The following is a 25,582-nucleotide window of genomic DNA, read 5'->3' as shown; positions in this document are numbered from 1 at the left end:
CAGCACCGGAATGGCGTTGTTACCGTTGCATCAAGCGACCTGCGCGATTTCCTCAAGGCGCAGACGCACGCCTTCGCTGACCTGCAGGCGATAGTCACGCCCACCAGCGGAAATAAGCACCTCACGCATATTGCTCACCAGCTGCGGCTTGCCGACCGGCGCGCTATCCATGTGGATGCGCCAGGAGCCACGGCTGATCTGGCCAGCCACAATGCGTGCATCCTGGCGCGCTGCCGGCACTGCAGTTTCGAGCAGTTCGACGATGTGTTCCGGGCGCAGGCGATTCCATGCGCGCACGCGGTCGAGGTCGCGCCCCAGGCCCAGCTCGAGGCTGTCGCAGTGGTTCAGTGCTGCCTGGCGGTCAAATCCGAAAAATTCCATGCTGTTCTCCTTCTTCCGTAATCAAGAAACTTTGTACTTGAAATCGCCCTTCTTGCCGGCGCTGACTTTGATGCTGTTGATGCGGGTGCCTTCGGCCATGGCAGTCAACACGTTCTCCGCAATCTCCGGCAACAAGGTGCCGTTGAGAATGTGATCGACATTGCGTGCGCCCGAGTCCACCTCGGTGCAGCGCGCCAGTACAGCTTCAACCAGACCTTCGTCCCAGCTGAAGCTGGCCTTGTGGTTTGCGCTGACGCGGTCACGAATGCGGCCGAGCTTGAGGCTGATGATGCGCACCAGCACGTCATCGCTGATCGGGTAATACGGCACCACCTTCAAACGACCAAGGAAGGCCGGCTTGAAGCTGCGCATCAGGATCGGCCGCAGGGCTTCGGCAAGTGCGTCTGCGGCGGGAATTTCTTCTGCCGGCTTGTTCAGGCAGGACTGCATGATCTGCGAGGAGCCGATATTGGAGGTGAGGATGATCAAGGTATTGCGGAAGTCGATCTCGCGGCCTTCGGCATCATCCATCACGCCCTTGTCGAACACCTGGAAGAACATTTCCAGCACGTCCGGATGCGCCTTCTCCACTTCATCGAGCAGCACCACGCTATACGGGTTGCGGCGCACAGCTTCAGTCAGCACGCCGCCTTCGCCGTAGCCGACGTAACCCGGCGGCGAGCCCTTCAAGCCGGACACGCTATGCGCTTCCTGGTACTCACTCATATTGATGGTGATCAGCTTGCGCTCACCACCATACAGAATGTCGGCCAAGGCCAGCGCGGTCTCCGTTTTGCCCACGCCGGAGGGCCCGACAAACATGAACACGCCGCGCGGCTTGTTCGGGTCTTCCAATTTCGCGGTCGCGGTACGCACGCGCTGGGCGATGGCGTCGAGCGCGTGATCCTGGCCGATGACCCGCTCTTCCAGCAGGCTGCCCAGCGAGCGGATGGTGCGGATCTCATCCTTGACCATGCGACCAAGCGGCACGCCGGTCCATGCCGACACGATTTCAGCGACGACGGTGCCATCCACCTGCAGCGGCACCATCGGGGTCTCGCCCTGCAGATCACGCAGCTCCGCCTGCAACTTCGCCAGCTCTGCATGTTGTGGCGAGAGCTCACGCGTTGACTTGCTGCGCTTGCCCGTCGTTTTTGCGACAGCGACGTCGGCCTGCTCGTCCGCCGACGCATCCGCATCACCCTCGCCCGCCAGGCCTTGCTCAAGCTGCTGGCGCAGCGCTGCAACCCGCCCGGCCAGTTCGCGCTCGACACTCAAACGCTGCTCATTGCTGGCAAGCACAGCCTGCGCTTCAAGCTGCTGCGCCTTCAGTTCGGCAAGACGCTCCTCATGCAAGGTGCTGCCGCCGGCGGTCTCGCGCTGCAATGCAGCCAGCTCGGCCTCGAGCCGATCCAGGTGCTTGCGGGTGTCTTCGATGATCGCGGGCGTCGCGCTCTGCCCAAGTGCGACCTTTGCACAGGCGGTATCGAGCACGCTGACGGCCTTGTCCGGCAGCTGGCGGCCACTGATATAGCGGTGCGACAGGCGCACGGCTTCGGTCACGGCTTCATCCAGCACACGAATGCCGAAGTGCGCCTCCATCAGGCTGACCATGCCACGCAGCATGGCGGCGGCCAGCACTTCGCTGGGTTCCTCCACCTTCACCACCTGGAAACGACGCGCCAAGGCGGCGTCCTTTTCAAAGTATTTCTTGTACTCGCTCCAGGTGGTGGCGGCGATGGTCCGCAGCTCACCGCGCGCCAAGGCTGGCTTGAGCAGGTTGGCGGCGTCGTTCTGGCCAGCGGAGCCGCCGGCACCAATCATGGTGTGGGCTTCGTCGATGAACAGGATGATCGGATGCGGGCTTTTCTTGACCTCGTCGATCACGTTCTTCAAGCGGTTCTCGAACTCGCCCTTGACGCTGGCACCGGCCTGCAACAAGCCCATGTCCAAGGTGTGCAGCTCAACGCCTTGCAGCACGTCGGGCACATCCTTCTCGGCAATGCGACGGGCCAGGCCTTCGACGACGGCGGTCTTACCGACGCCGGCCTCACCGGTGAGGATCGGATTGTTCTGGCGGCGGCGCATCAGGATGTCGATGACCTGACGGATTTCGGCATCGCGGCCAATCACCGGGTCGATCTTGCCGTCACGCGCACGTTGGGTGAGGTTGGTGGTGAACTGGTCCAGCGCTGGGGTCTTGGACAGACCGCCCTTGGCCTCGCCCGGTACTGCATCCGCATCTTCGCCAGCACCTTCGCCCGTCGCCGAAGCATCGGCGAAGCGAACGGTCTGCGCTTCCTGCGAGCCTTCGGTCAGCTTGGCGAAGTCGTGCTTCAACTCTTCACGCTTGAAGCGCACGAACAATTTGGAGCCGCGGTAGGCCAGCTGCGCAAGATCAGGCTCGGTCAGCAGCGCCAGCAGCAAGTGGCCACTGCGGATGCGGGTGGTTTCCGAATCCAGCGAGGCGATCAGCCAGGCGTGCTCGAACAGGGCCGGCAGATGCTGGGAGAACACCGGCGTACGCGTATTGCCGGTCTTGAACTGGCCGATCTCGTCGCTGAGATCGCGCTCGAGTGATTCAGGGGATATGCCACTGCGCTGGGCAATCAGCACGAAGTCGCTCTTGGGCTGCTCCAACAAGGCGAGGAACAGATGTTCCAGATCCACCTCGTAGTTGCCACGCGCCATGCACAGATTGGCTGCGCGTTGGGTCGCCTGACGGCAGGTGTCGTCCAACTTGCTGATAAGTGTTTTGAGGTTGATGCTCATTCGGAACCACGCACTCCCTGCTGAAACCGTTCAATTACCGGCAGCGTCATCGCTGCCGGCGCCTCGTTATTGCAATGTATGGATGCCATAGGTGGTGTCGTCGCGCGCGCCGTCTTGCCCGCGTGTACACATATAACTGTCCCAACCCAAGCGCGCTCCTGTTCCCAGTGCGCTGCCTTGGACGTCCTCGGCACGCAGTACCAATCGAACTTCGTACTCGAGCGTCCCGCCGGTGAGTAGCGACAGCCACTTGGCCAAGGCCAGGGCTGCAGTTCCGCCGGGCAGGAAATCGTCAAATGCCGTCTTCGACAACGGGCCGATGCGCAGGCGCAGGCGTAGATCCCGCTGCCAGACGCGATCACCTGCCAACGCGCTGGCACCCAGTACGGCATTGGCTTGCCCCAGACGCGTCGCCTGCCCTGCCGGTACGCGGTACCAGGCGCCGACGAACTGCTGCACTTCGAGCGGCACCTGGAAGTAGTCCAAGAGCACGCGCTGCATCAGCGCTGCCGATACTGGCCGCTGCCGGATCGCGCCCGCGTAGTACGCCACTGCCTGATCGAAGATGTCGCCTTCGCCGTCATGCAGCCGGTCGCGCAGCTCGTGCATCCCCATGCCGAGCAGCGACAAAACCAGCGGCAGGAAGCGCTCGCGCCGGTCCAGCTCGTACTGCAATGCCAGCCGGTGCTTCTTCCAGGCCGCGTAATGCAGCGCTACGGCGCGGGTTGAGAAAATATCGAGGAAAGCACGTGCGGTGCGATCGCGCTCGTACAGTTCGCGAATCTGCAACGTTTCGGTGTAATGCAGCGGCAATGCACCGGAGGTGCCGAGCAAGCCCATGAACTGCGGGGTCAGATGCACTTCGCCCAGGGTTTCGGCAGCCAGCGCCTGCTCGATGTCTTCACGTTCCTGCAGGCGATCGCCGGCGAGCGAGTACACCTCACCTTCGGCAGACAGCTCGGTCGCAGGGAAACCCAGGGACAGGCTGTTGCGGAAACGCAACCGCATCGGAATTGCCTGCCCCGATTTCACTCCTTGTCGCTCGAACACCTGCTCAAGCAGGCGCACCGCCTGGAAGAACTCGAAGCGGTGCGGCTCGGCCAGCAGCTGCTGGGCTACGCCAGGATCGATTCGCCGCTGCGCGCTTCGCATCGGACGATCTCCTCCCCGCTGTCGCCGGAAATCAGCACCAGTCGGGTAAAGCTATTGGCATGCACATACAGTGCGAAGAAATGATCCATCACCTGCGCGAATGCAGCCACGCCGGTGCCGACAAAATGGGCCTCATTGATGGTCAAGCGGATTTCAAGACCGCGTACGACAGATGCGAACTGGCGACCGGACATCCAGGTCGTCGCCGGCACCTGCTCAAGTGCAAGAATGCCGTCCACCTGCCGTGCGGAAACATTGCTGCCAGACAGGTCGTACAGGCGCAGCATTTCCTTCAGCGCTGCCAGGCCGCTGCCACTCAGGGACAGCTGGTTCAGCGACAGATGCGAGATCAGGCGCCATTGCGCACTCCGCCCGTGGCGGAAGCGCAGTGGTCGGGTTGGCTTGCGCAGCAATGTGATGGCCTTGGCAGGGCTGCCGCCTTCGATGCTCAAGTCGCCACCCGCCACGCCATAGGCGAGCTGATGCGGTAGATCGCGGTTGCTGCAGGTCAACTCCAGGCTGACCGTATCGGTCTGCGGCAACACCGGGTTGAAAGAGAGATCGACGAAGCTGATCTCCATTTCGAAACCGGGGCTTTGCCTTGCAATGTCTTCGTCGTGGCGGGCGACCCAGTATTGCCCGGTACGATCCGGGTCTTCGCCGTGATGCAGCGAGTAGAACGGACGGAACTCATGGATGGCCTCGCCCTGCGGTGTCTGCCGGATACGGTAGACCGAATCGATGGAATGCACTTCAAAGGCATAGGCACGGCGTGCGTCCGCCAACACCGGATAGTTCACCGTGCGATGGGTGACCCGGATCGGCTCACCGTTGATCTTGAACAGATTGACGATGGGCGTGCAGCCCAGCCGCACGTTGTGCAGGCCGATGTCCTCCAGCACCATTGCATTGGCCCGCTCCTGCTGCCCGGCGGGCAGGATCAGGTGCAAGGTGAAACGGCGGCTGGCGCCTGCGCTGGTGGCGGTCAGGTCCAGGTCGACGAAACCGAACTTTTCCGGGTAGCCGAACAGTTCTGTCAGCAAGCGATACGCAGGGTGCGAACGCGCCGGGAAATCAATCAGCGCTTCGCTGTCAGCAAAGCCAACCGGGCTGATCGGCACTGACTCAAGCCGACGCCAGCGACCATCGCCGTCCGACTCAACATACGCGGCCTTTACACCGAGCAGCAGTGCGTCACGCAAGGCGGCGCGCACCGACGGCTCCCCATCGAGGAACAGACGCAGTTTGTCGGTGCCCAACTGGGCGAACCCAAGCTGATCGGAGAGCAGATTGAAGCTCAGTGAGATTTGCCCCCCACTACCGCTCGGCAATGCGGTTGCCATGGGCGCGTCGGCCACCGCCCGATAGGTGACGGCGGAGATACCGATGGGTGCCAGCACCACATCGTAACTGGTGCGGAAATCACAAGGGACGCCGCGCACCGCGCGGCTCTGCAAGGACGTGCCGCGCGGAATCCGCACCGGTGCGCTCAGCTTGGAAGCGACGCCGTCCATATCGAAATAGGCGATCGAGCAGGCCGGGAATGGTCGCAGGTAGTGCGGGTACAGCACATCCAACAGCGCGTCGGTGAACTCAGGGTAGTCGTCGTCGATACGCTTGGATACGCGCGCACTCAATAGCGCGAATGCCTCGATCAAACGCTCAACGTGCGGGTCCTGGCTGCCATCTGCGGACAACTGCAGACGGCCGGCGATCTTGGGGTAACGCTCGGCGAACTCGCGGCCATAACGGCGCAGGTAGGCCAGTTCGCGCTCATAGAAGGGCAGCAGATCCTGCATCAGAGCGCCTGCTGGGTGCGACGGGCGCGGGTAACCTGGTACTGCAGCGTGGACGGCTGCAGCATCGCGTCGAAACTTACCGGCTCGCGCGCAGGCTCGAGATCCAGCAGCGCATGAATGGTGAAATGCAGGCCACCGGCGAACTGGTTGCCGGCATCAAGCTGCACATTGACGTTCTTCAAACGGCGCTCATGGCGGCCGACCGCCTGCTCCAACGAGCGGCAGATGGCGGAACGGTCATAGGCATTGGCAAGGCTCATCGCCGAGAAATCGGCAAGCCCATAGGTCAACAGGGATTGGCGGCAGTTCGGGAACTCCGCCATATCGCTTTCCTGGAAAGCGGCGCGCGAGTTCAGCAGCCCCTCCAGGTCACGCGCAATGGACTCCTTGTACTGCTCCAGCGATACGGACTTGAAGATCGGCCCGGCACCCGCACTGCGCGGGTTATCGTCAAACAGCTTTTCCAACAGGCTGGGTTCGAGTCCCTTCATCGTTGTTTCCGGTAGCTGGGCATCCGTGCGTCAAGGCAGCGATGCAACTGCAGGGCCGTTCCTGGCCTTGCCGGGATTGAGACTGCGATGGCGCTTATCGCGCCATCGCAGAACACATCATCAAACGGTGTAGTTCGGGATGTTCTTGGTTGCGCTCCACTGTGCCACGGTCTTGCCACCAACTCCGCCTTCCGGCTTCTGCTGCTGGTAAGTCCACTTGATTGCACCGAAGCTCAACTGAACCACTTCCTGCGGCATACCTTCCTTGTCAACCGTGGTGGTGACGCGGTGTACCAGCACGTTCAGCAGCTCGACCAGGTAGTAATTGATCGCGTTGCCGTCCTTGTCCGCACGCATGAACTCAACGCGTGCCTTCGGGAAGGTGGTGCCGTTTGCGGCGGCCTGGTTAAGGGCCGTGGAAGCGAGATCGATCGACTTGATGATTTCGATCGGCGACAGATTCACGCGGGCTGCCGTGGTACCACCGGAGGTGGAGGCAGTGGCCGAGCGAGGCTGCAGCAGATCCTGCGAGAAGGACTGGATTTCAATCCAATCCTTGTGCTTGTCGTCGTGCGACTCACCTTTGATGGTGTCAATGGAAAGAAAAGCATGTTGCATATCTGGTCTCCTAAATTCCGTTCTTCCGTGAGATTGTTTGCCGGGCGGGGGCCCGGCGGTTGAGGGGGGCTTCGCCCTCTAGAAATGTGCGCCGCCGCTAGGCAGGGACCGAGGTCCCTACCCGACGCTAAAGCAACATCAAAACGTTACGACTTCTTTGCCGACGCCGGCAGTTCAGCAACAAGACGCAACGAAACAGACAGCTCATCGAGCTGGAAATGCGGCCTGATGAAGGCCACAGCGCGGTAGACACCGGGCTTGCCCGGAACTTCCGAAACCTGCACAGATGCTTCACGCAACGGGAACTGCGCCTTGGCTTCCTGGCTGGCGTTGTCGTCCAACAGTACGTATTGGGCGATCCACCGGTTCAGGAATTCCTCGACGTTGCCCGCGGATGCGAAGCTGCCGATCTTCTCGCGCATCATCGCCTTCAGGTAGTGAGCGATACGCGAGACCGCGAAAATGTACTGCAGCTGTGCAGACAGGATCGCGTTGGCATTGGCCGAATCGGTGTTGTACTTCTTCGGCTTCTGTGCCGACTGCGCACCAAAGAAGGCGGCGTAGTCGGTGTTCTTGCAGTGCACCAGCGGCATGAAGCCGAGGTCACTGAGTTCTTTCTCACGACGGTCGGTGATGGCGACCTCGGTCGGGCACTTCAGTGCCACTTCACCGTCATCGGTGCGGAAGGTATGCGTTGGCAGGTCTTCGACCAGGCCGCCACCTTCAACACCGCGAATCGCCGCACACCAGCCGTAGCTCTCGAATGCCTGGGTCAGGCGTGCACCGGCCGCATAGGCGGTGTTGCACCACAGGAACTTGCTGTGATCGGCGGCTTCGATCTCTTCAACGAAGTTGAAGCCTTCAACCGTGGTGCCGTCCTTCGGGTTGTACGGCAAACGACCAAGGAAGCGCGGCAGCGTGAGGCCAACGTAGCGGCTGTCCTCGCTCTCGCGGAACGACTTCCACTTGGCGTACTCAACCGTATCGAACACCTTGGCCAGGTCGCGCGGCTTGCCCAGGTCGGTGAACGACTCCAGGCCGAACATACCTTCGCTGGCGGCAGACAGGAACGGCGCGTGAGCAGCGGCTGCCACATGCGACATCTGCTCGATGAAGTACATGTCTTCCGGCTGACGACCAAGGAAGTAGTCACCGATCAGGGCACCGAACGGCGCACCACCGAAGGTACCGAACTCTTCCTCGTAGACCTTCTTGAACAGCGCGCTCTGGTCGAAATCGATGGCCGACTTGAAGTCCTTGACCAGATCCTTCTTCGGCGAATTGAAGACCTTGATCTTCATGTTCGGGCCGGTGGAGGTCTGCGAGCACAGGTAGTGCAAGCCGCGCCAGCTGCCTTCCAGCGCCTGGAACTCCTGGGCATGCATCACCGCGCTGAGCTGCTCGGAAATGATCCGGTCAATCTCGGCGATACGTGCATCCAGGGTCAGGTTCAGGTTGTCGGACACCACAACCGTACCTTCCATCACTTCCTGCGCCAGCGCAGAGATGATGTCCTTGGCACGCTCATGCTCGGTGCGCGACTTGGCGACCTTGCTCTTCTCTACGATCTGGTCGAGCAGATCGATTTCTTCGGTAGCCGCGACCGGCGCGGACAGTTGACTGGCTTCAGACGCCATCGCTTATTCCTCCTTCGCCGCGCCGAGCTTCTTGAGCTGCTCGGTGTTGTTGAGCACGTCGGTCAACAGGTCCTCGAGCTTTTCATTGCCCGCCAACTTGTTGCGCAGATCAGCCAGCTTGGTGCGCGACTCAAGCAAACGGCGCAGCGGGTCGATCTGCTGCACCACCGACTCCGGACGGAAGTCTTCGATCGAGTTGAACTTCAACTCGACGCCGAACTCGCCACCACTCTCGCTGATCTTGTTGGGCACGCGATAGACCGCGCGCGGGCCAGCCGCTTCCATCACCTCGTCGAAATTGTCGAGGTCGACGTTGACGAACTTGCGGTCCTTGACCTTGGGCAGCGGATTTTCCGGCGTACCACTGAAATCACCCATCACACCGACCACAAACGGCAGCTCTTTCTGCTCGATCGCGTCGCCCTTTTCCACGTCATACGTAAGCTGCACGCGCGGCGGCCGGATCTTCTGCAACCGCTTTTGAACGCTGTCCTTCTTGGCCATGAGTGTCTCCTGACTGGTCCTGTTGATCCGGCTTAGTTGCCAATGTTCTGGAAGGGATCCGCGCCGTTGTCACGCGCCGGACGCGCCGGTGCAGGCTGGGCGGCTGCAGGCTGTGCGGCGCGACGGCTCGCAGCCGTTGAACGTGTTGCCTGTCGCGTCGCACGCGGCTTTGGCTTGCCGGTTTCAAGAATGGCGTCGCCCATGGTGCTACGCAGCGTGGTCACCAACGTCTGCGCTTCACGCTGTGCGGTTTCCGACGCCAACGCACCGCGCCCATCCAGGCGCTGCAGCGATTCGTTGGCAATGCGGAAGCCAGCGACGGTCAGAACGCCGTCAGCAACAAGGTCATCAGGATCACGCTGCAATACTTCTTCGGCCGCGACGATTGCGCGTGCATAGCGGTTCTGGTCGAACTGCAATTGCGCAATGCGTACCCACGGCTCCTTGCGCGTTGGATCAGCTTTCGCTGCAACCTCAAACGCACTGATCGCTGCATCCGCACCCGCGGTAGCGACCTGCGCCTCGGCATTCGCCAACGTTACATCGAAAGGAATTTCTGCTGCCTTCTTTGGTGTCGATGCACATGCGCCCAACCCCGACAGCAGTGCCAACGCCAAAACCGAACGACGTGTTGCCGCCCCAAACACCTTCACATCCATAGTGATTCCTTCGTCGAAATAAGTTCCTAAAGGGAGCCGCATTTCCGCCGATACAACTTGCGGGAATCCAGTCCCAGCGGCGGCAGTGTACATTCGCAAATGCGCGTGGGTATAGTTATTTTCAAATCCGCGATTTGTTTTCTCTAGACATTTCCTTCACATCGTCGTGCTGCACTTGCACCGACATGTCGTCACTTCCCCGCTGTTTTCTTGGCGCCCATCACTAAATGAATGCGTACATGAGCAAACTTCCGCGTGTGGTTTCCGTCACAACTTTCGTCCTTGTTAGCACCATTGGATTAGGTGGTTGTGCGTCCGGTGGCAAGTTGAGCAAGGCGATGGACAGTACACTGCAAGCCGTTGGTCTGCGTGAAAGCAAACCTGAAAAGCCCCCCGTAATACCGCTGAAAATCTACGCTGGGACAAATCTCAATGCCGGCAATGACAAGCGCGCCAGCGCTGCCGTACTGAAGATCTACCACCTGCGCAGTGCACAACGCTTTGAACAAGCCACCTTCAATTCTTTCCTTGACCAGGCCGGCGAACAGACCGCGCTTGGCGCGGACCTTCTTTCTGTGAACGAAGTAGTACTGACACCGGGTGTACGACAGGAATTGCCCGAACAACTCAGTGATGGCACCGCTGTCATTGGCGTCGTCGCGTTGTTTCGTTCACCTGCAGAAGCACGATGGCGCATGGCCTTTGATGCACGCAACAAGACTCTTCCCAATGATGGCCTGACAATCGGCGTACACGCATGTGCACTAACAACTGATAGCGCAGCTTTAAGCTCGCGCATCTCGGGTGATCCAGGCAGCCTGGCTTCCATACGCTGTGCCGGTGCTCGCTGAACGACTGTGCGTTTTTGCTGTAACCACAACATTGCAGCGCAGGCATGCGCTAGTATCTGCCGCGCTCGAACCACAAGATGTGACGAGAATCAGGATGTGAATGGAGTTTTCACATCAAGCTGCGAAGCTGCCGGTGCAGTAGCAATGCACCAGAGGGCAAAGAAAGCCTGAAGCAACGCGCCAACGAAATTTCCAAGGACTGAAATGTGGCTTACGTAAGCAGGATGTCGAAGGTCTTATGGGGTGAAGGCTTGTTCCTTCGCCCGCAGCACTTCCAGCGTCAAGACGCCTATCACGAGGCGCGCCTACAAGACCTGTCGCAGACATTGCATCCCTATGCCTGGGGCGCGCGCCGAGTGCGCTTTGACACGCATGCTCTGACAGGCGGCACGCTGCGCCCCCTAGATCTATCCGCGGTATTTCCTGACGGCGAAAGCTACGATGCTCCGGTACACGACGGCCTGCCGGATGCTGTATCGCTGCAAGATCTTCCACCGGGGATACAGTCAACGATTGTGTATCTCGCATTACCGCTATTGCGTGATGATGGTCGCAATTGCGCTGATGCAGAAGGCACCGCGCTTGCGCGCTATCGGCAGGCCAACCGGGTTTCGGACGACTTGTTCACGGATGCTGCCGAAGCTGAATTGGCATATCTCAGCAAAGCAGTGAAGCTGCTTACCGACGACCAGCCCAAGGATGCCTACGCAACGGTTCCTGTTGCGCGCGTGCGCAGGACCTCGAGTGGCGGCTTCGAGCTGGACGACGAGTTCATTCCTCCGTGCGCACAGTTGCAGGCGTCGCCATTCCTGCATCGCGAACTGCGTTCCGTGCTGGATGCACTGCAGGCAAAGGTCGACGCGCTTTACGGCCTGCATCGGCAGACCTCGCAGAACATCATTGAGTTCCGCTCGGGCGATATCGCATCGTTCTGGCTGCTGCATACGATCAACTCTTCGTTCAGCGCACTGGCGCACCTGCTGCATCATCCGCAGCTGCACCCGGAACGCCTGCATCAGGAGTTGCTGCGCATGGCCGGTGCGCTACTTACCTTCTCCAACACCTACCAGCTCAACGACCTGCCGGTGTATCGCCACGATCAACCGGAGGCATCGTTCCGCAAGTTGCTGGAGATCGTGCGTGCCTTGCTGGAGACGGTGATCTCCACGCGCTATTTCAAGATCGCGCTGAACGAAATCAAGCCGTCCTATCACCTGGGCCGGCTCGACTCGCAGCGTATCGATGGCGAGGCTTCGTTCTACCTTTCGGTATCGGCATCGATGCCGGCACAGGACCTCATCCAGACCGTCCCGATCCGCTTCAAGATCGGCGCGCCGGATGACGTCGAGAAGTGCGTGCTCTCCGCCCTGCCTGGCGTGAAACTCACACACGCGGCGCAGGTTCCTGCGGCAATCCCGGTACGACCGGGCAGCCACTATTTCGAGATTGATCCGCGCGGCGCGCTATACGAGCGCATGCTGAAATCACAGTCGCTGATGATCTACGTCCCGGCCGGCATTGCCGACCTGAAGCTGGAACTCGTTGCGGTGACCACCTGATGAACTCACACCTGCCACCAACCCCGGGCCCGATGCCGTCACTGACCGGCAACGCTGCCATGGCGAGCAACACACCGATCTCGACAGCGCCGCAAAGCCTGCAGGATCTGATGTCCGACGGCTTCTACCTGCTGTTGCTGCTGAAGCGCGGCCAGCTGCCAAATGACGCTGAAGGCTTCGTGCAGACCGTGCAGAAGTTCCTCGACAGCGTCGAGCGCAATGCGATGCGCCTTGGCATAGCAGCTGAAGATGTGTACGCCTCCAAGTACGCGTTCTGTGCGGCCGTTGACGAGGCCATCCTCTCGCAGCCTTCGGCACTGCATGAAGTATGGGAGCGAAGCCCGCTGCAGTTGCGCATGTTTGGTGAGCATCTTGCCGGTGAGCACTTCTTCGAAAAGCTTGAGGAGCTGCGTCGCCAGGGCGGTCCGCGCCTGCCGTCGCTGGAGGTGTACCACTACTGCCTGCTGATGGGCTTCGAGGGCAAGTACCGCCTGGAAGGCACCGAGAAGCTCGGCTATCTCACTGCGCGGCTGGGCGATGAAATCGTCTACCTGAAAGGCAAGCGCCACGGTTTCGCGCCGCATGCGCTACCGCCGGACAATATCCGCAACCAGCTGCGGCGGGTGATTCCTCTATGGCTGCCCGCTGCGGTAGTTGGCTGCGTCGGTGTGCTCGCCTTCATTGGCCTGCGCACCTACATGGCCCACGACACCCGCCAACAGCTGGCTGCTTACAACAACGTTGTGCAGATGCCAGAACGCACTGCACACATCACGATCACTTTGCCATGAGCCTGTCGATATGGACGTCCCGAGCTCCTCGTTGTCTACCGCGCTCGCCGCGATCTCACATAACAATCGGCTGATCAAGCTACAAGCACCGAATGAAGGTTTGGTGGTTGAACGTTTCGAGGGCGAAGAAGCCCTGTGCGGCGATATGCGCCTGCAGATCGACTGCCTCAGCACCGATGCGTATCTGCAGACGGACAGTTGGTTGGAACAAGCACTGACCCTGCAACTGCAGCTACCCGATGGTTCACAGCGCCAGTGGAACGGGCTGTGCACCGACGTAGCGCAGCTCGGCAGCGACGGCGGCCTGGCGCGTTACCAGCTCACCCTCGAGCCCTGGACTGCACTACTGCGCTTGCGCCGCAACGCGGTGATCTTCCAGGAGCTGGATGTACGTGCGATCTGCGGGCAGATATTTGATGATTATCCGCAGGCAGCGTATCGCTTCGACGTCGAATCAAGCCTGCCACAGCGCGCCATCACCACCCAGTATCGCGAGACCGACTGGGAATTTGTCAGTCGGCTGTTGGCGGAAAGCGGGCTTGCCTGGCGTATCGAGCAGAAACAGGATGGCGACGGCGCCCATACCCTGGTCATCTTCGATCCACAGGCCGAACTTCCCGATATTGGAACTGTGCGCTTCCATCGCATCGCGGCCAGCGAGTCCAGCGATGGCATCACCCATTTCGGCGAGCAGCGGCAGTTGGTGCCAAACAGCAGCACGGTTGCGAGTTGGCATAGCGACAAACTCACCGCCATTGCTGCACAGGCAAACGCTGAAACTGGCGACGTTCCATCGCTCGAAGTCTATGTGCAACCACGCGCCGGCCGCTTCAACGAATCGAGCTGGGCGCAAAGCGAGGCGCAGGCAAGGCTGGATGCGCTGCAGCTTGCACAGGTTCTTTACAGCGGCAGCAGCAGTGAACGGCGCATGGCTGCCGGTTCCCGCTTCGCGCTATCCCAGCATCCGCAACACGAAGGCAGCGAGTTCCAATTGCTGGTCGTCGCTCATACCGCAGTCAACAACCTCGACAGCGGCATCGCCGAACTGCTTGGCAACAGCGCGCTTGAGCGCGGCAGCTACCGGAACCATTTTCTTGCAACTGATGCCAGCGTCCCGGTGCGTGCGCTGCCGCACGATCGCCCTGCCCTGCACGGCCTGCAGACCGCACGCGTCGTTGGCGTCGCCGATGCCGCTCTCAGTCCGAACCGCGAGCACCAGGTCCGCGTCCAGTTTTCGTGGCAGCGTGGCAGCACGCCCAATGCGGGTGGCCTGAGTGAAACAGGCAGTGCGCAGGCCGGACACGCTCCCGGCGATCAAACCAGCGGCAGCTGGGTCTCGGTTGCCGAATGGGTTGCCGGCCCCAACTGGGGCACTGCATTCCTGCCGCGTATCGGCAGCGAGGTACTGGTCGAATTCCTGCACGGCGATATCGACCAACCACGCATCACCGGCCAGCTTTACAACGGCAACGTAGCACCGCCGTTTGGCGGCGGCATCGATGAGAACGCAAAGCATCCCGGCGTGCTCAGCGGCCTGCACACGCGCGCGCATGACGGCGGTGGCAGCCAGCAATGGCTGATGGACGACACACCCGGACAGTTGCGCACGCGCCTGCACAGTTCGCTTGCCGACAGTCGCCTGGAGCTTGGCTACTTGGTCCAGCATGAGGACACCGCGCGCGGTGCACTGCGTGGTGAAGGCTTTGAGCTGGCAACACTAGGCTGGGGCAACGTACACGCCGCGCAGGGCTTGTTGCTTTCCGCCAGCACACAAGAGCGCGCTGCTTCCACGGTAATGGACAACGCCGAGGTTGTTGCGCAGCTGAAAGGCGCAGAGCGTAGTCTTGAGCAGATGCAGCAGACACTGCAGCAACAGCAGGTGCCCGGGCTCAAAGCCTGGCAACAAACCGGTCAACTGCGCGAGCAGGTGGATCCAACTGCGGAAGGCAGCTTCAAGTCCGTGGTAAACGGTCAATCGCAGTTCAAGCCCAGCGACGGCCGCGCAGCTGGTGATCAACCGGTGGAGCGTTTCGCCAAGCCAGTGCTGCTTGCCGAGGCGCCGAACCATATCGCATGGACCACACCAGCAAGCGCGATTGCCTTCGCCGGGAAGAATCTGCAGCTCACCGTGCAGCAGGACCTGCATGCAAGCAGCGGCGAAACCATTGCTGCGGTTTCAGGCGGCCAGGTGTCGCTGTTCGCGCAAGCTGGGCCGGTGCGCTTGATTGCCGCCAACGGCCCGGTCAGCCTGCAGTCCAACGATGGCGAGCTGGAACTGCTGGCCGATCAAGCCATCACCGTTACCGCTACGGACCAGCGCATCGATGTGCTCGCCAAGAGCAAGGTCGTGCTTCAAGCCGGCAGCAGCGCGATCACGCTTGAAGGCGGCGACATCACCTTCAGCTGCCCGGGTGAGTTCAAGGTCAAGGCCGGCAAGCATCCGTTCAAGAGCGGCAGCAGTGCATCGCCGCGACTGCCGCCCCTGCCTGCATTCAAGATCAAACCCGATCCGGCACGAAAGATCGAAAGCACTTTCGCCTACGACCAGCTGCGCAGCGCTGCCGAGAAGTCCACCACCATCGAATTCGTGATGATGATGGCACCGACATTCGGCTTCGACATACCTGCCAGAACCTATATGAAGCTGCAGGAGGCATTGAAGGGCGGCAGTTTCCCACAACCCAAGCACGAAGTGCTCAGCGGCGGCCCCTACCCAGCCGACTACGACAACAAGAAGCGTGTCATCCGCGTACATGCCTCGGCGGCTGATCAGGCATCGACGTCGATCGAGGCCTCACGCGAATTGCTGGCCGTGCTTCTGCACGAGTTTGGTCACCACGTAGACAACGTGCTTCGCAACGATCTGGCAGAGAAAGATGCCAGTGGCAAGCCAAGCATCGCCGGCGACAGCGAGCATGAAGAAGGTACGAGCATGGCGTACCGGTTCGCCTTCTTCGATCTTGAAGGCAGCCATGAAACGACCTATGCCGACTACACCTCGCCCGAGTTCAGCGGCCCGCTGAAGGTCAACTATGCCGAGGTGCAGGCTGCACTGCGGCAGCAGGGTCCGGTTGCCGCGCAGGACAACCAGTCACACGACGGTCGCTACGAAGGCTTCAGCGCAGGCGATGGCGAGAACCACGCCAAGAACCCGGGGCAGTCATTTGGCCACCGTTCGATCGAAGCCGTGCTGGGTAGGGTCGGCTTCAGCCGCAGGGACCTGGCGGCGATCTACTTCGGCAACTGGCTGCGCGACTATTCGCAGCTGCTGGATCCGAAGATCGTACGCCCGCCGAACATGCCGAAAGATCTCGGCAAGTATATTTCCCGCGAGGCACTGACCAAGATCGTCGACATCCTCGCCGGCGGCGAATTCCACGAGCTGCGCTACCGCGACAAGGCGCATTACGAGGTCACGCCTGCGCGGCTTGGCGTCTACCGTCCCAGCGAGCACATCGACAACCCAAAGAACATAAAGCCCGATCCAGCCGATCCGAAAACCATCGACAAGGACTTCGAGCCCTGGGTCACTGCCAACAGCCCGCTGCTTGGTGTCGACAAGAACACATCGCTGAAGCGCTACATCAGCAGTTCCAGCGCCTTCATGGCTTCGGAACTGAGGCAGGCCATTTCCCTGGGCCGCACTGCCGACGGTATGCGTCACTTTGGCTCCGCGCTGCATGTGCTGGAGGACTATTTCGCCCACTCCAATTTCTGCGAACTCAGCCTGCGCAAGATTGGGCACAGCAACGTGCTGGTCTGGACGGGCAAGGCGGACTGCAAGCACACCTACCCGGTGGTTACCGGCATGTTCGGTTCCACCGACGTGATTGCCAGCCTGGCCGAACCCATCGCGCACAAGCTGTTCAGCGTGGAGAGCTGGGAATTCAAGGCCAGCAAACCAGGTGACCGCTCGGACAGCGAGAAAATCATGCTTGTCCTGCTTTCCGAGCAGAGTGACCAACGCTACTACAACGCTTTCCAGAATTTCCTGAAACTACGCGATCGCATGCTCAACATTCCAGGCCACGAATACCTGGAACGCGCCGGCTGGATCGCCTCGGCACCAATGCGGTTGATACTGAACAGCTACAACCTTGTCTACCAGCAGTTGCTGCTGCTGATCGGCAACAGCGTCGACGATGCCCAGACCATGTTCGACTCGGACCCGAACAAGAATGGCTCGACCGATCCAAGCCATTCGCAGTTGGCCAAGGATCACGACGTGCATCCACTGCATACCCTCGCAGCGAAGCTGGCCCAGCAAGCAGTAACCGAAGTTGGCAAGGCCATGCTTGCTCGCTGGAACGGGAATGGGCTCTGCGATCCTGTGAAAATTGCACAGGACTACCTGGTCCACCCCTACGACAGCAGCTGGCAATGCCCTCATGTCTCGGCCTGGGCCAAAGACCATGCGGCCAATATCCGCAGGGCTGCATCGGCGACCGAGATCGAGCACCTGCACGAAGAGCATGGCAAAGATGCACTCGAGGGTATCCGCCGCGTTGGCCGCTACGGCACCGACAGCTGGGATTACATCACCAAATTCTATGAAGATCTTTTCGGCGAGAAGAACCAGGTCAAAGGGAGCGGCAAGAAGTGAAGAAGCGCGCACTGGTCACCGCACTGCTCGGCTTGGCACTCATCGGCTGCGATGTCAGCTCATCGCATGCAGTGTCGTCGAAGGCCACAAGCACCGCGCCGGCCAGCACCGCGAAGCCCGTACTTGAAACCACGCCAACGGGCCTGATTTACCAAAGCAAGGCGCTGGAGCTTGGCGCACCAATGAGCGCGTGGATCCAGGCACTGGGCCCAGACCATCGAAGCACGCAACCCAACCCCAGCCTGACGGTTCTGGTCTGGGACAAGCTCGGCATCCGTGTCTATCCCGACAACGCCAAAGAGCCCAACGCCAGCATCGTCACCATCGTCCTGAATCACATGGACAGCGAAGCAGCCGGCTTTGACGTACCCGCGCCCGGCACCGAGCTGGAACCACGGAGCGTCTTCAACCAGACACTCTCTTTGCAAGGGCTGCCGATCACCAACCGGACCACGGTACGCGAGCTACGCGCTGCCGGTGGTGATGTCTGGGATGTCAGCTGCACCAAAGGCGTGGCCACCTGCTTCACCCACCGCACCGATCTTGCAGCGGACCAGCTGTCCATCGCCTTTGCGGTTGATGGGCAGATCGAAGACAGCGTGATCTACACAGTGGAACTGCAGATGGCAGATAAGCGATAACCACGCAATCGGCGTTGGCAAATCGCCGGGAAGTCGCTACTGCATCATGCCGACAAAACGCTCGACGGCAGCTTGGGAACTGAACACCGTTGACCAAGGCGACGCCAGCGACTGGCCATGGAAACAGATACACCTCCACCCGCCCCTTCTTCACCATCTCTAGCGCATCAATGCTGCGAACGGCGATTCAAGCGCAGCAGGCGTCTACAGCCTCAATCCCAGAAGTCACTCTTGGTATACGACGTGATTTCTTCGAAACCCATGCCTTGCAAGCCAGCATCTTCACACGCTGCACGAAACAACGCGTTGCACACCAAGGTGTGGCCGAGATCCAAGCAAAGAAACGCCGCACTTCCAGGCACCTTTTTCTCATCGACAACAAAACTCTCAATCGACTCCAGGACCGGCGCATCTGGAAAATACTTTTGATACAAGACTTCGCCAGTCGCCAGGTCTTTCTCGAGCTCATAGCGAGAACGATCCAAATCGATGACAGAAGCCCACGCGGACCATCTTAAATAGAAGTATTTCTTAACCGACGATGCGCCATCGGAAAGCACTACATCCACTGGAACGGCATCAACGCCAACATCAAATTTCCGGCATATCTCGACAAACTGCTCCGACGCCATCCAGTTCAGGTCCCAGTAGTCGAAGTTCAGAAACTTGTGCTTGGCTTCGTAAACATATCCGACCTCAAATCCGGCATTTGACAGATCCGGATCGAACGCATTCCACGCCCAAGGCTTGTTCAACTTCCCTTTCAAGACTACAGGGCATCCAACGTTGTCAGGAATGTAACGAACCATGTAAAGCATAATCAATCACCCCATCCTGCATGCATTTGATAGCGCGCGTGCCACCTTGCCGCTTTCAATATCGGCAAAAGCCCGCGACTGAACATTGCGAATACCTAACAAAAGCTGCATATCCGACAACTTTCCACTCTTCCAAGCGGTATTCAGCTTATCAATTTTTGCGGAGATATCGGCGGTATACATGTCATGATTACTCCAGTGCCCTACCATGCCTGTCTTTTTTGAAAGACTCTCAGAGCCCGGCATATGTATGCCATTTGCAGCGCCATTTCTATCAAAGCCCATCGACTCCAGGTGATCAAACATATCCTTGAAGGCGGGATTGTCCATCACCTCCTCAGGGATTAGATGATGCGCCTGCATGCCATCACCGACCCTGCCACCGATATTTCTGTCGAGCTCGGTACTCCCCCCCTTCAGGCCAAGTGGATCGGCCCACCTCAGCGTATTGACTGCGTACTCATATATGTTGATACCGCCGAGTATCCTGATGGGATCCTTCGAAACGAACGCGCAGATGTCAGAGGAAAAGTATCTATGCCTGGCATACGCAAGCCCGGTCTCGTCATCGTGGTACTGCCCTTGCAGGCCAATCCGGTTGGCTACCCGGCCATGATAGGTGCCTGACGAACCGCAAGTACCAGAGCCTGCGGACCAAGCAATGGCTCCGAACCTGTCAATCAGGGCATGCGGAGCTCCATTCGGGTCACATTGGTAGATGTAGACCCGGTGCAGCCCCTTTCCCACCAGAACCGACCCACTGTCTGGACGGGATCCCACTACCATGGCTACGGGCGCGGATTTGGAGTCCTCGACTCTACCAATACGCTGTGGCGTCGCCAAAGACATCCCCATCGAACGCGACGGCCCCACCCCAACAGGGGGACCAAGCTCCTTGGCTCTCGCCCCCAGAACCATCCCACCCAATCGACCAATCGATGATTGATCTATCGATGGACCGATCTGCGCTCGTTGTTCCAATGACGTAGACGAATCGACAGCGTCAATTTCGCGGATGGCGCCCGCCTTGATCTCGGCCTGAGCGACTGGTGCGAGCCCATCGTTGGCCGCTTTGCCAGGTTCAATCAGGGCCAGGGGAACAAACGATTTGGCGCAGTAAACATACTCCCGCACCCGTTCATGCAACCTGGAGAGCTGCTGCTGTCGCGCCCTCACCTCCACCAGACTTGCAACATTTCCGACCCAGATCGGTGCGACCTCATCTTCATCGTTGGCCTGCTGGACTTCGCCCAGCAACGCGTCACCATCCCAGAAGAACCAGGTTGTGCAAGCCTGATTCCGTTTGAATACCCGTCGCCCAAGGGGGTCGTATCCATAGTTGGTCGTTACGTGATTCTTTGTACTTTCAGCAAGCCGATGATTCGCATCCCAGACAAGAGTGAGATCATCCGATCCACCTTGCGGACTCCCCCTGCGTACCAGGTCACCCCCCCTATCGAACACATAGCGCACTCCCTGATAGGTCCCCTCGCGCGTCCATGTTCCTTGAGCGTCGCTTTCACCACCCACGATCCTGCGCACTTGTACCTGTTTGATCTCTGTCCGCAGACGATCACCCGCCGGATCAGTAAAAAATCGCTCTATCTTGCCCTTTGGATCGGTGTGCTGCAGCAGCCGCCCAATGACGTCGTACCGATACTCGTCAACGCCCTGGTCACTGTCATTGCGCCGTACCAGGTTACCGCTTCGATCGTAGTCGTAGCTTGTTTCAAGCAGCGGCGCCGCGTCCTTCAGGATGGACTGGGAGGTCATCAGGTTGCGACTGTTGTAGCTGAAGTTGCGCAGCAGATGCGGGCTTAGTACTTCCTGCGTAATCCGACCCAACGCATCGCGCTGCATCAGGATTGGCGACTCATCATTGATCGCGATCGACACCGCTTGATCGAGAAGATCGTAGACAATCGCCACACAGTTGCCGGCGGAAGTCCGCCGCGAAACGCGATTTCCAACCTCGTCGTATCCATAGCTGACCTTGAAGCCGTCCTGCAGCTCCTCCAGCATTTTCCCGGCAGGATCGTAGCGTCGCCTTATGCTCCTCGCCGGATTCCGCAGCTCAATCAGGCGTCCGATCTTGTCGTAGCCGAAATGCTCCTGCACCTGCCTTCCTGGATGCCTTACATCGAGCATTGTCTTGCGGACGATGCGCCCCAGCTTGTCGTTTGAGAAAGAGATTCGCTGCCCAAGCGCATCCACCACGCTTTTGAGGCGCCCCGCCGCATCGTAGTCATAGCGGCGCTCCTGACCCCAATAATCGACCTCATTGACGATACGTCCAAGCGCGTCGCGTACCAGCTGATAGGACTCTCCGCGCTGGTTGATCACCGCGATCAGTTGTTGCTCGCTATCGTAACGGTACTGCACGCTATGGCCATCAGCCTGCATGCGGGTAGACACCTGCCCGACACCCACATACTCCAGACGAGTCTCCGTACCCGCCTCGTCGATGTACCGGATCAACTGGTCTTCAGCATCGTACTCGCATCGAATGCTGGTTCCTTCTGGAGCTCGGACAACCAACAGGCGACCCTTTTTGTCGTATTCGTAATGATTGGTCTGCCCTAGCGCATCCACCTGTTCCAAAAGATTGCCGAGAGGGTCGCTTGCATAGCGCGCTTCGGAGCCGAGCGCATCGATCACCGCACAGACCAGACCGTGCCGATCGTAACGCAACCGTGTCATCGCCTGCCGGGCATTCTGCTGGGCTAGAAGTTGACCTTCCGGGCTGTACTCGAAGCTTGTTCTCGCACCGAGTGGATCCACCTGTGCCACCAGCTTGAACTTACCGTCGAATTCCTGCTGCCACGTCGCGCCGTCTGGGGTCCGCAGAACAACCATGTTGTCCAGCGGATCATAGTCAAACTGAAAGCTGCTTCCGTCTGCCCGTGTCAGGCAGCACAGGTTGCCGCGTGCATCGTAAGCAAAGTCCGTACGCAGGCCTTCCGGATCCGTGACCGCGACCGTGCGGCCGAAATCATCGTACTCGAAGAAGGTGACGCCATCGAGCGGATCAATTTCGCACAGGGGCAGCTGGTTTTCATCGAACTTGATCACACTCAGGTGGCCGAGCGAATCAATCACGCGCGTCTCGCGCAGCAGTGCGTCGTACTCGAAATGGTAGTCGTACAGGCCGCCATCGCCCCAGGAGTGCACTACCCGTCCCTGCGCATCGAACGCGTAGTAGAACGACAACCCGACCCGGTCCGTGTGCTGCACCAATCGATGCTGTTGATAGACAAATGTACGCGCCGCACCCAAAGCGTCCAGCGCTGCAGCCAGATCACCTTCACTGCTGTAGCGGTAACTCACCAGCGGATGCACCAGCCCGGTTGCCGGGTCGTGCAGTGCCATCCGCTCTATGCGGCCATGGCGCGTATCCACGTCGATGAAGCGGCCTTGCAGGCCGTCGGCACCGCTTTCGACGATACGTACCAGATGGCCATCATTGCGTTCGAAGCGCCAGTAGTTGCCACTGGCGTCTTCGATGCGTTCCAACGCCAGCAGGCCATGCACTGGTAGCGCAGCAACGCCACTCCGCAGGTCCCCGCCGAACACATATTGCAGCCCGCCCTTGAAGCGCACCCGCAGCTGACCGTTCTGGCGCAGCAGGCGCGCACCATCCACAAAATCGAGTATCGCTGCCGCTTCACCATCAACCGGTGGCAGCTCGGGGAAGAACGCCACCTGCCCCGGCCCCGACATCCATACCGACCCATCAGCCAGCACTTCCAAGGTGATATCGGCAGGCGTCTGCCAGCCGATACCACAGGCACCGCCACGCCCGATCTGGGCGGAGCTGTAGCTGCGCTGCCATGCGAACGGCAGACGGCCTGGAATATGAAAATCCTGGTGACTGATCACGACGCTGCCGTCTCGTATATCTACCGGCTCGGCGCGCAGGATCTTGCATTTAAGCGTGCCAGACGGCAGATGCCCCCACTTTCCTTGACGCCACTTCTTGAAGGCATCCATCTTGCCCTGGAAGAATTTGCTCTTGCGCAGCTTGCCCAATCCGGCAAACGCGGCGCGGAACGCCATCGCTGTCCACGAAATCGTTGGCGGCCCGCCGACTGTCACGCTGCTGGGAATGGCCACGTTCAAACCGGTCGGCAGGGACATCGCGCGCAGCGGTTTCTTCGGCTTCTTCACCCGGAAGGGATTGATCATCCCGGCCAGGTTGCAGTCCAGCACCGGCATCGCCAACCGGGAGAACGGTTCGCCATCCGCAGATACGGTGCGGCTACCCATGAAGATTTCTTCGCCGTCGAACTGCGGACCCATTGGTGCAGCCAACGGTGGCGCCCAAACGCCGAGCGGAATATGCACGTCCAGCCCACCAGTTCCGGCGGTGGCGCGATGCACACCATTGACCTTGATCGTCGAGCCGATAAACGGGATGTAATCGAAGGGATCCAGCACCAAGCCGATATGCGGCGTTGGCAGTGGGCTTGGCGGCACCGCATACATGTGGATGTCGATGCCCAACTGCGGATCGAGGTGTTTGGCGGCGATGCTCATGGCAACACTCCTTGTCGCTCAGATCGCGCGCAGCAATGCGCGCAGGAAGGCTTTGACCTCGTCGCGATAGTCGGCACTGATCCAGGCCACGACGATGATCCCGACCACGATGGCCACCGCCATCACTGCTGTTTTCCTGCTTGGCGTCATGCCAGTGCTGCTCCTACCGTTGTTGATGCGTCACGTGTCCCAGCCGATGGCTGCAGTAGTGTTGATGGATCGGGCAGTGGCTGCATTGCCGGCGGCTCGCTCCATACGGGTATCTCGTGGTCCAGCGGGTGTTCGAGCGTCGGAATACCGTTCCAACCGGGATCGAGGAAGTCGCGGCCCACGGCGACGATCTTGCGGAAGAACTCATCACCGGCCTGGATCAACCGCTCACGTTCCTGCTGGGCGCGATGGAATCCCTGCTCCAACGCTGCGTCCAACTGCACCTCGATGGCGTCGAGCGCAGCGCGTGCGGGCCGCGGGCCCAACGCCATGGCGTTGCTCTCGGCATCAACAAACACCTTGGTACTGGCCTGCACATAGCGTGCCGAAATCTCCTGCAGCTTCTCGCAGCGTCGTGCGTCCTGCAGCAACAGCAGATCCCACAATGCCTGCGGCAAGGTCGTCGTCTTGCGGTCTGCCGGCGACAGCGGCTTTGCGATGCGAATCGCTTCCAGCAGCTCGGTGCGCGCGATTTCTTTGTTACCCGCCTGCAACTGGCACCAACCGGCCATGCGCTTCCCTTCCAGCTGGAACATGGGATTGGGGATACTGGCAGCCGACGCCGATGCCTGTAGATAGGTCTGTGCGGCGCGTTCTGGCTGCTTCGCAGTCAACCAGCAACCGGCTTCGCCGAACCAGCTCTGCATCACCAGATCCGCGCCTGCGGCATTGCCGCCTGAGCGGGCACTCTCAGCAGCGCTGCGCGCAGTGCGGTAAGCATTGATGGCATTGGCGTGGTCGCCGTGCTTGAGCCAGCTGCCCGCCACCATCATCTGCACTACCGATTGCTGGTCGTGCCAGCCGCTGCGTGACGCCAGCGCCTGCGCGCGATCGGCGCGGGCTAGCACCTGTGCGGGGCTACCGCGTTCGATCAGCAGCATCAGGTCAGCAAGCAACTGACGGTACAGCACCTCTGGGCCGCGTCCACTCGCCTGCGCGGCGGTGTCACGGGCAATGGCGAACATATCGACGTCGCCGCCGATCAAGGCAGCCGTGTCACTGTGTTTCTCCAGCAGTGGCTGCCAACGCGGATCTTCCTGGGTGTCGACCAACACCAATCGCAGGCGCTTGCCCGGGCCGGCGCTGAGTGCCGCCGAGACCCAGCGCTCAAAGCCGTCACCCGGGGCTTGGCGTTCTGGTTCCAACACTGCCGCCATCAGGCGCATATGGTCACCATGATGCGCAACAAAGCTCTCAAGCACCTCGACCACGCCGGAAGCCGAGTCCGGGTGGGTTTCATTGGGGCCGCGCCATCCAAGTGAAACACCCTGCTCCCGCAGTTCATCCTGACTGCCGAGATAGCGCTCCAACAAGTCCTGCTTGATCTGCCGGCTGTAGCGGAAACCGAGCTCGTAGCGCGCGTCGATACGCAGAAAAAAGTCCGGCGTATTGCGTCCTTCGTCGTGCCGCTGCATCTCGAAGAATGCAGCAAGCAGGCGGCTTGCGTTGGCTGGCAAACGCCATATCAGCAATCGCCTGGATGGATCGGAACTGGCCTGTAACCAAGCTTCGCGCAAGGTGTCGAGGCCGCGCAACATGGGGGTGTCCTGCACGCTGAAT

18 protein-coding genes are annotated in these 25,582 nt (G+C 60.1%); 5 read left to right on the top strand and 13 right to left on the bottom strand.

Annotation, left to right across the window (positions count from 1 at the left end):
- Positions 1-30: 30 nt before the first annotated feature.
- From ACVOLI_RS05420 to ACVOLI_RS05380, 9 genes are all read right to left on the bottom strand, one after another.
- Positions 31-381: a hypothetical protein gene (locus ACVOLI_RS05420; RefSeq protein ID WP_303749862.1), complete on the bottom strand. Its 351-nt coding sequence runs from the start codon at positions 379-381 to the stop codon at positions 31-33.
- A 21-nt stretch (positions 382-402) separates the two neighbouring features.
- Complete coding sequence (gene tssH / locus ACVOLI_RS05415) at positions 403-3,153, bottom strand: type VI secretion system ATPase TssH (RefSeq protein ID WP_481533817.1); 2,751 nt, start codon at positions 3,151-3,153, stop codon at positions 403-405.
- A gap of 66 nt (positions 3,154-3,219) precedes the next feature.
- On the bottom strand, positions 3,220-4,305 hold the full coding sequence (gene tssG, locus ACVOLI_RS05410; RefSeq protein ID WP_481533816.1) for a type VI secretion system baseplate subunit TssG: 1,086 nt from the start codon (positions 4,303-4,305) through the stop codon (positions 3,220-3,222).
- Positions 4,269-6,104: a type VI secretion system baseplate subunit TssF gene (gene tssF / locus ACVOLI_RS05405; RefSeq protein ID WP_481533815.1), complete on the bottom strand. Its 1,836-nt coding sequence runs from the start codon at positions 6,102-6,104 to the stop codon at positions 4,269-4,271. The genes tssG and tssF overlap by 37 nt, the downstream gene beginning before the upstream one ends.
- On the bottom strand, positions 6,104-6,595 hold the full coding sequence (gene tssE / locus ACVOLI_RS05400) for a type VI secretion system baseplate subunit TssE (protein ID WP_481533814.1): 492 nt from the start codon (positions 6,593-6,595) through the stop codon (positions 6,104-6,106). The genes tssF and tssE overlap by 1 nt, the downstream gene beginning before the upstream one ends.
- A 120-nt stretch (positions 6,596-6,715) precedes the next feature.
- On the bottom strand, positions 6,716-7,213 hold the full coding sequence (locus ACVOLI_RS05395; protein WP_057628616.1) for an Hcp family type VI secretion system effector: 498 nt from the start codon (positions 7,211-7,213) through the stop codon (positions 6,716-6,718).
- A gap of 146 nt (positions 7,214-7,359) precedes the next feature.
- Positions 7,360-8,850 (bottom strand): type VI secretion system contractile sheath large subunit, encoded by a 1,491-nt coding sequence (gene tssC / locus ACVOLI_RS05390; RefSeq protein ID WP_303749858.1) that lies wholly within the window; start codon positions 8,848-8,850, stop codon positions 7,360-7,362.
- A 3-nt stretch (positions 8,851-8,853) separates the two neighbouring features.
- Positions 8,854-9,354 carry a type VI secretion system contractile sheath small subunit gene (tssB, locus tag ACVOLI_RS05385; RefSeq protein ID WP_313172269.1) on the bottom strand — a complete coding sequence of 167 codons (501 nt, stop codon included), beginning with the start codon at positions 9,352-9,354 and terminating at the stop codon, positions 8,854-8,856.
- Positions 9,355-9,386: 32 nt separating this feature from the next.
- Positions 9,387-9,890: a tetratricopeptide repeat protein gene (locus tag ACVOLI_RS05380; RefSeq protein ID WP_481533813.1), complete on the bottom strand. Its 504-nt coding sequence runs from the start codon at positions 9,888-9,890 to the stop codon at positions 9,387-9,389.
- Between the two features lie 362 nt (positions 9,891-10,252).
- On the opposite strand from ACVOLI_RS05380, the gene tssJ reads away from it, so the two are divergent.
- The 5 genes from tssJ (at position 10,253) to ACVOLI_RS05355 (ending at position 18,458) form a co-directional block, all read left to right on the top strand.
- Complete coding sequence (gene tssJ, locus ACVOLI_RS05375) at positions 10,253-10,864, top strand: type VI secretion system lipoprotein TssJ (protein ID WP_481533812.1); 612 nt, start codon at positions 10,253-10,255, stop codon at positions 10,862-10,864.
- A gap of 224 nt (positions 10,865-11,088) precedes the next feature.
- Positions 11,089-12,423 (top strand): type VI secretion system baseplate subunit TssK, encoded by a 1,335-nt coding sequence (tssK, locus tag ACVOLI_RS05370; protein ID WP_303749854.1) that lies wholly within the window; start codon positions 11,089-11,091, stop codon positions 12,421-12,423.
- Positions 12,423-13,214, top strand: coding sequence for a type IVB secretion system protein IcmH/DotU (icmH, locus tag ACVOLI_RS05365; RefSeq protein ID WP_481533811.1), 792 nt, complete (start codon positions 12,423-12,425; stop codon positions 13,212-13,214). The genes tssK and icmH overlap by 1 nt, the downstream gene beginning before the upstream one ends.
- A 103-nt stretch (positions 13,215-13,317) precedes the next feature.
- Entirely contained in the window at positions 13,318-17,817 is a 4,500-nt protein-coding gene (tssI, locus tag ACVOLI_RS05360; RefSeq protein WP_481533810.1) for a type VI secretion system tip protein TssI/VgrG, read from the top strand.
- Complete coding sequence (locus ACVOLI_RS05355; protein ID WP_481533809.1) at positions 17,814-18,458, top strand: DUF7738 domain-containing protein; 645 nt, start codon at positions 17,814-17,816, stop codon at positions 18,456-18,458. Before tssI ends, ACVOLI_RS05355 begins: the two co-directional genes overlap by 4 nt.
- Before the next feature lie 212 nt (positions 18,459-18,670).
- On the opposite strand, the gene ACVOLI_RS05350 is transcribed toward ACVOLI_RS05355, so the two are convergent.
- The 4 genes from ACVOLI_RS05350 to ACVOLI_RS05335 are packed head-to-tail and all read right to left on the bottom strand — an operon-like array spanning position 18,671 to position 25,575.
- Positions 18,671-19,267 (bottom strand): imm11 family protein, encoded by a 597-nt coding sequence (locus ACVOLI_RS05350; protein ID WP_481533808.1) that lies wholly within the window; start codon positions 19,265-19,267, stop codon positions 18,671-18,673.
- A gap of 15 nt (positions 19,268-19,282) precedes the next feature.
- Positions 19,283-23,812, bottom strand: a complete 4,530-nt coding sequence (locus ACVOLI_RS05345) for an RHS repeat-associated core domain-containing protein (RefSeq protein WP_481533807.1) — start codon at positions 23,810-23,812, stop codon at positions 19,283-19,285.
- A gap of 18 nt (positions 23,813-23,830) precedes the next feature.
- The gene (locus ACVOLI_RS05340) at positions 23,831-23,962 is read right to left on the bottom strand and encodes a hypothetical protein (protein ID WP_303749847.1); all 132 of its coding nucleotides are present in this window, start codon (positions 23,960-23,962) and stop codon (positions 23,831-23,833) included.
- On the bottom strand, positions 23,959-25,575 hold the full coding sequence (locus ACVOLI_RS05335) for a hypothetical protein (protein ID WP_481533806.1): 1,617 nt from the start codon (positions 25,573-25,575) through the stop codon (positions 23,959-23,961). Before ACVOLI_RS05335 ends, ACVOLI_RS05340 begins: the two co-directional genes overlap by 4 nt.
- Positions 25,576-25,582: the final 7 nt, after the last annotated feature.

The sequence above is a fragment of the Stenotrophomonas sp. STEN029 genome (assembly GCF_056760015.1).
The sequence above is the reverse complement of the archived record's forward strand: the minus strand, read 5'-3'. Positions and strand labels throughout refer to the sequence as shown.

What these genes read in the sequence shown, in the direction of transcription:
- ACVOLI_RS05350 (WP_481533808.1), bottom strand. Translation starts at nt 19,267, where the DNA reads ATGGTTCGTTACATTCCTGACAACGTTGGATGCCCTGTAGTCTTGAAA.
- tssG (WP_481533816.1), bottom strand. Translation starts at nt 4,305, where the DNA reads ATGCGAAGCGCGCAGCGGCGAATCGATCCTGGCGTAGCCCAGCAGCTG.
- ACVOLI_RS05420 (WP_303749862.1), bottom strand. Translation starts at nt 381, where the DNA reads ATGGAATTTTTCGGATTTGACCGCCAGGCAGCACTGAACCACTGCGAC.
- tssJ (WP_481533812.1), top strand. Translation starts at nt 10,253, where the DNA reads ATGAGCAAACTTCCGCGTGTGGTTTCCGTCACAACTTTCGTCCTTGTT.
- tssC (WP_303749858.1), bottom strand. Translation starts at nt 8,850, where the DNA reads ATGGCGTCTGAAGCCAGTCAACTGTCCGCGCCGGTCGCGGCTACCGAA.
- tssK (WP_303749854.1), top strand. Translation starts at nt 11,089, where the DNA reads ATGTCGAAGGTCTTATGGGGTGAAGGCTTGTTCCTTCGCCCGCAGCAC.
- tssE (WP_481533814.1), bottom strand. Translation starts at nt 6,595, where the DNA reads ATGAAGGGACTCGAACCCAGCCTGTTGGAAAAGCTGTTTGACGATAAC.
- ACVOLI_RS05340 (WP_303749847.1), bottom strand. Translation starts at nt 23,962, where the DNA reads ATGACGCCAAGCAGGAAAACAGCAGTGATGGCGGTGGCCATCGTGGTC.
- tssB (WP_313172269.1), bottom strand. Translation starts at nt 9,354, where the DNA reads ATGGCCAAGAAGGACAGCGTTCAAAAGCGGTTGCAGAAGATCCGGCCG.
- tssH (WP_481533817.1), bottom strand. Translation starts at nt 3,153, where the DNA reads ATGAGCATCAACCTCAAAACACTTATCAGCAAGTTGGACGACACCTGC.
- ACVOLI_RS05345 (WP_481533807.1), bottom strand. Translation starts at nt 23,812, where the DNA reads ATGAGCATCGCCGCCAAACACCTCGATCCGCAGTTGGGCATCGACATC.
- ACVOLI_RS05395 (WP_057628616.1), bottom strand. Translation starts at nt 7,213, where the DNA reads ATGCAACATGCTTTTCTTTCCATTGACACCATCAAAGGTGAGTCGCAC.
- tssF (WP_481533815.1), bottom strand. Translation starts at nt 6,104, where the DNA reads ATGCAGGATCTGCTGCCCTTCTATGAGCGCGAACTGGCCTACCTGCGC.
- icmH (WP_481533811.1), top strand. Translation starts at nt 12,423, where the DNA reads ATGAACTCACACCTGCCACCAACCCCGGGCCCGATGCCGTCACTGACC.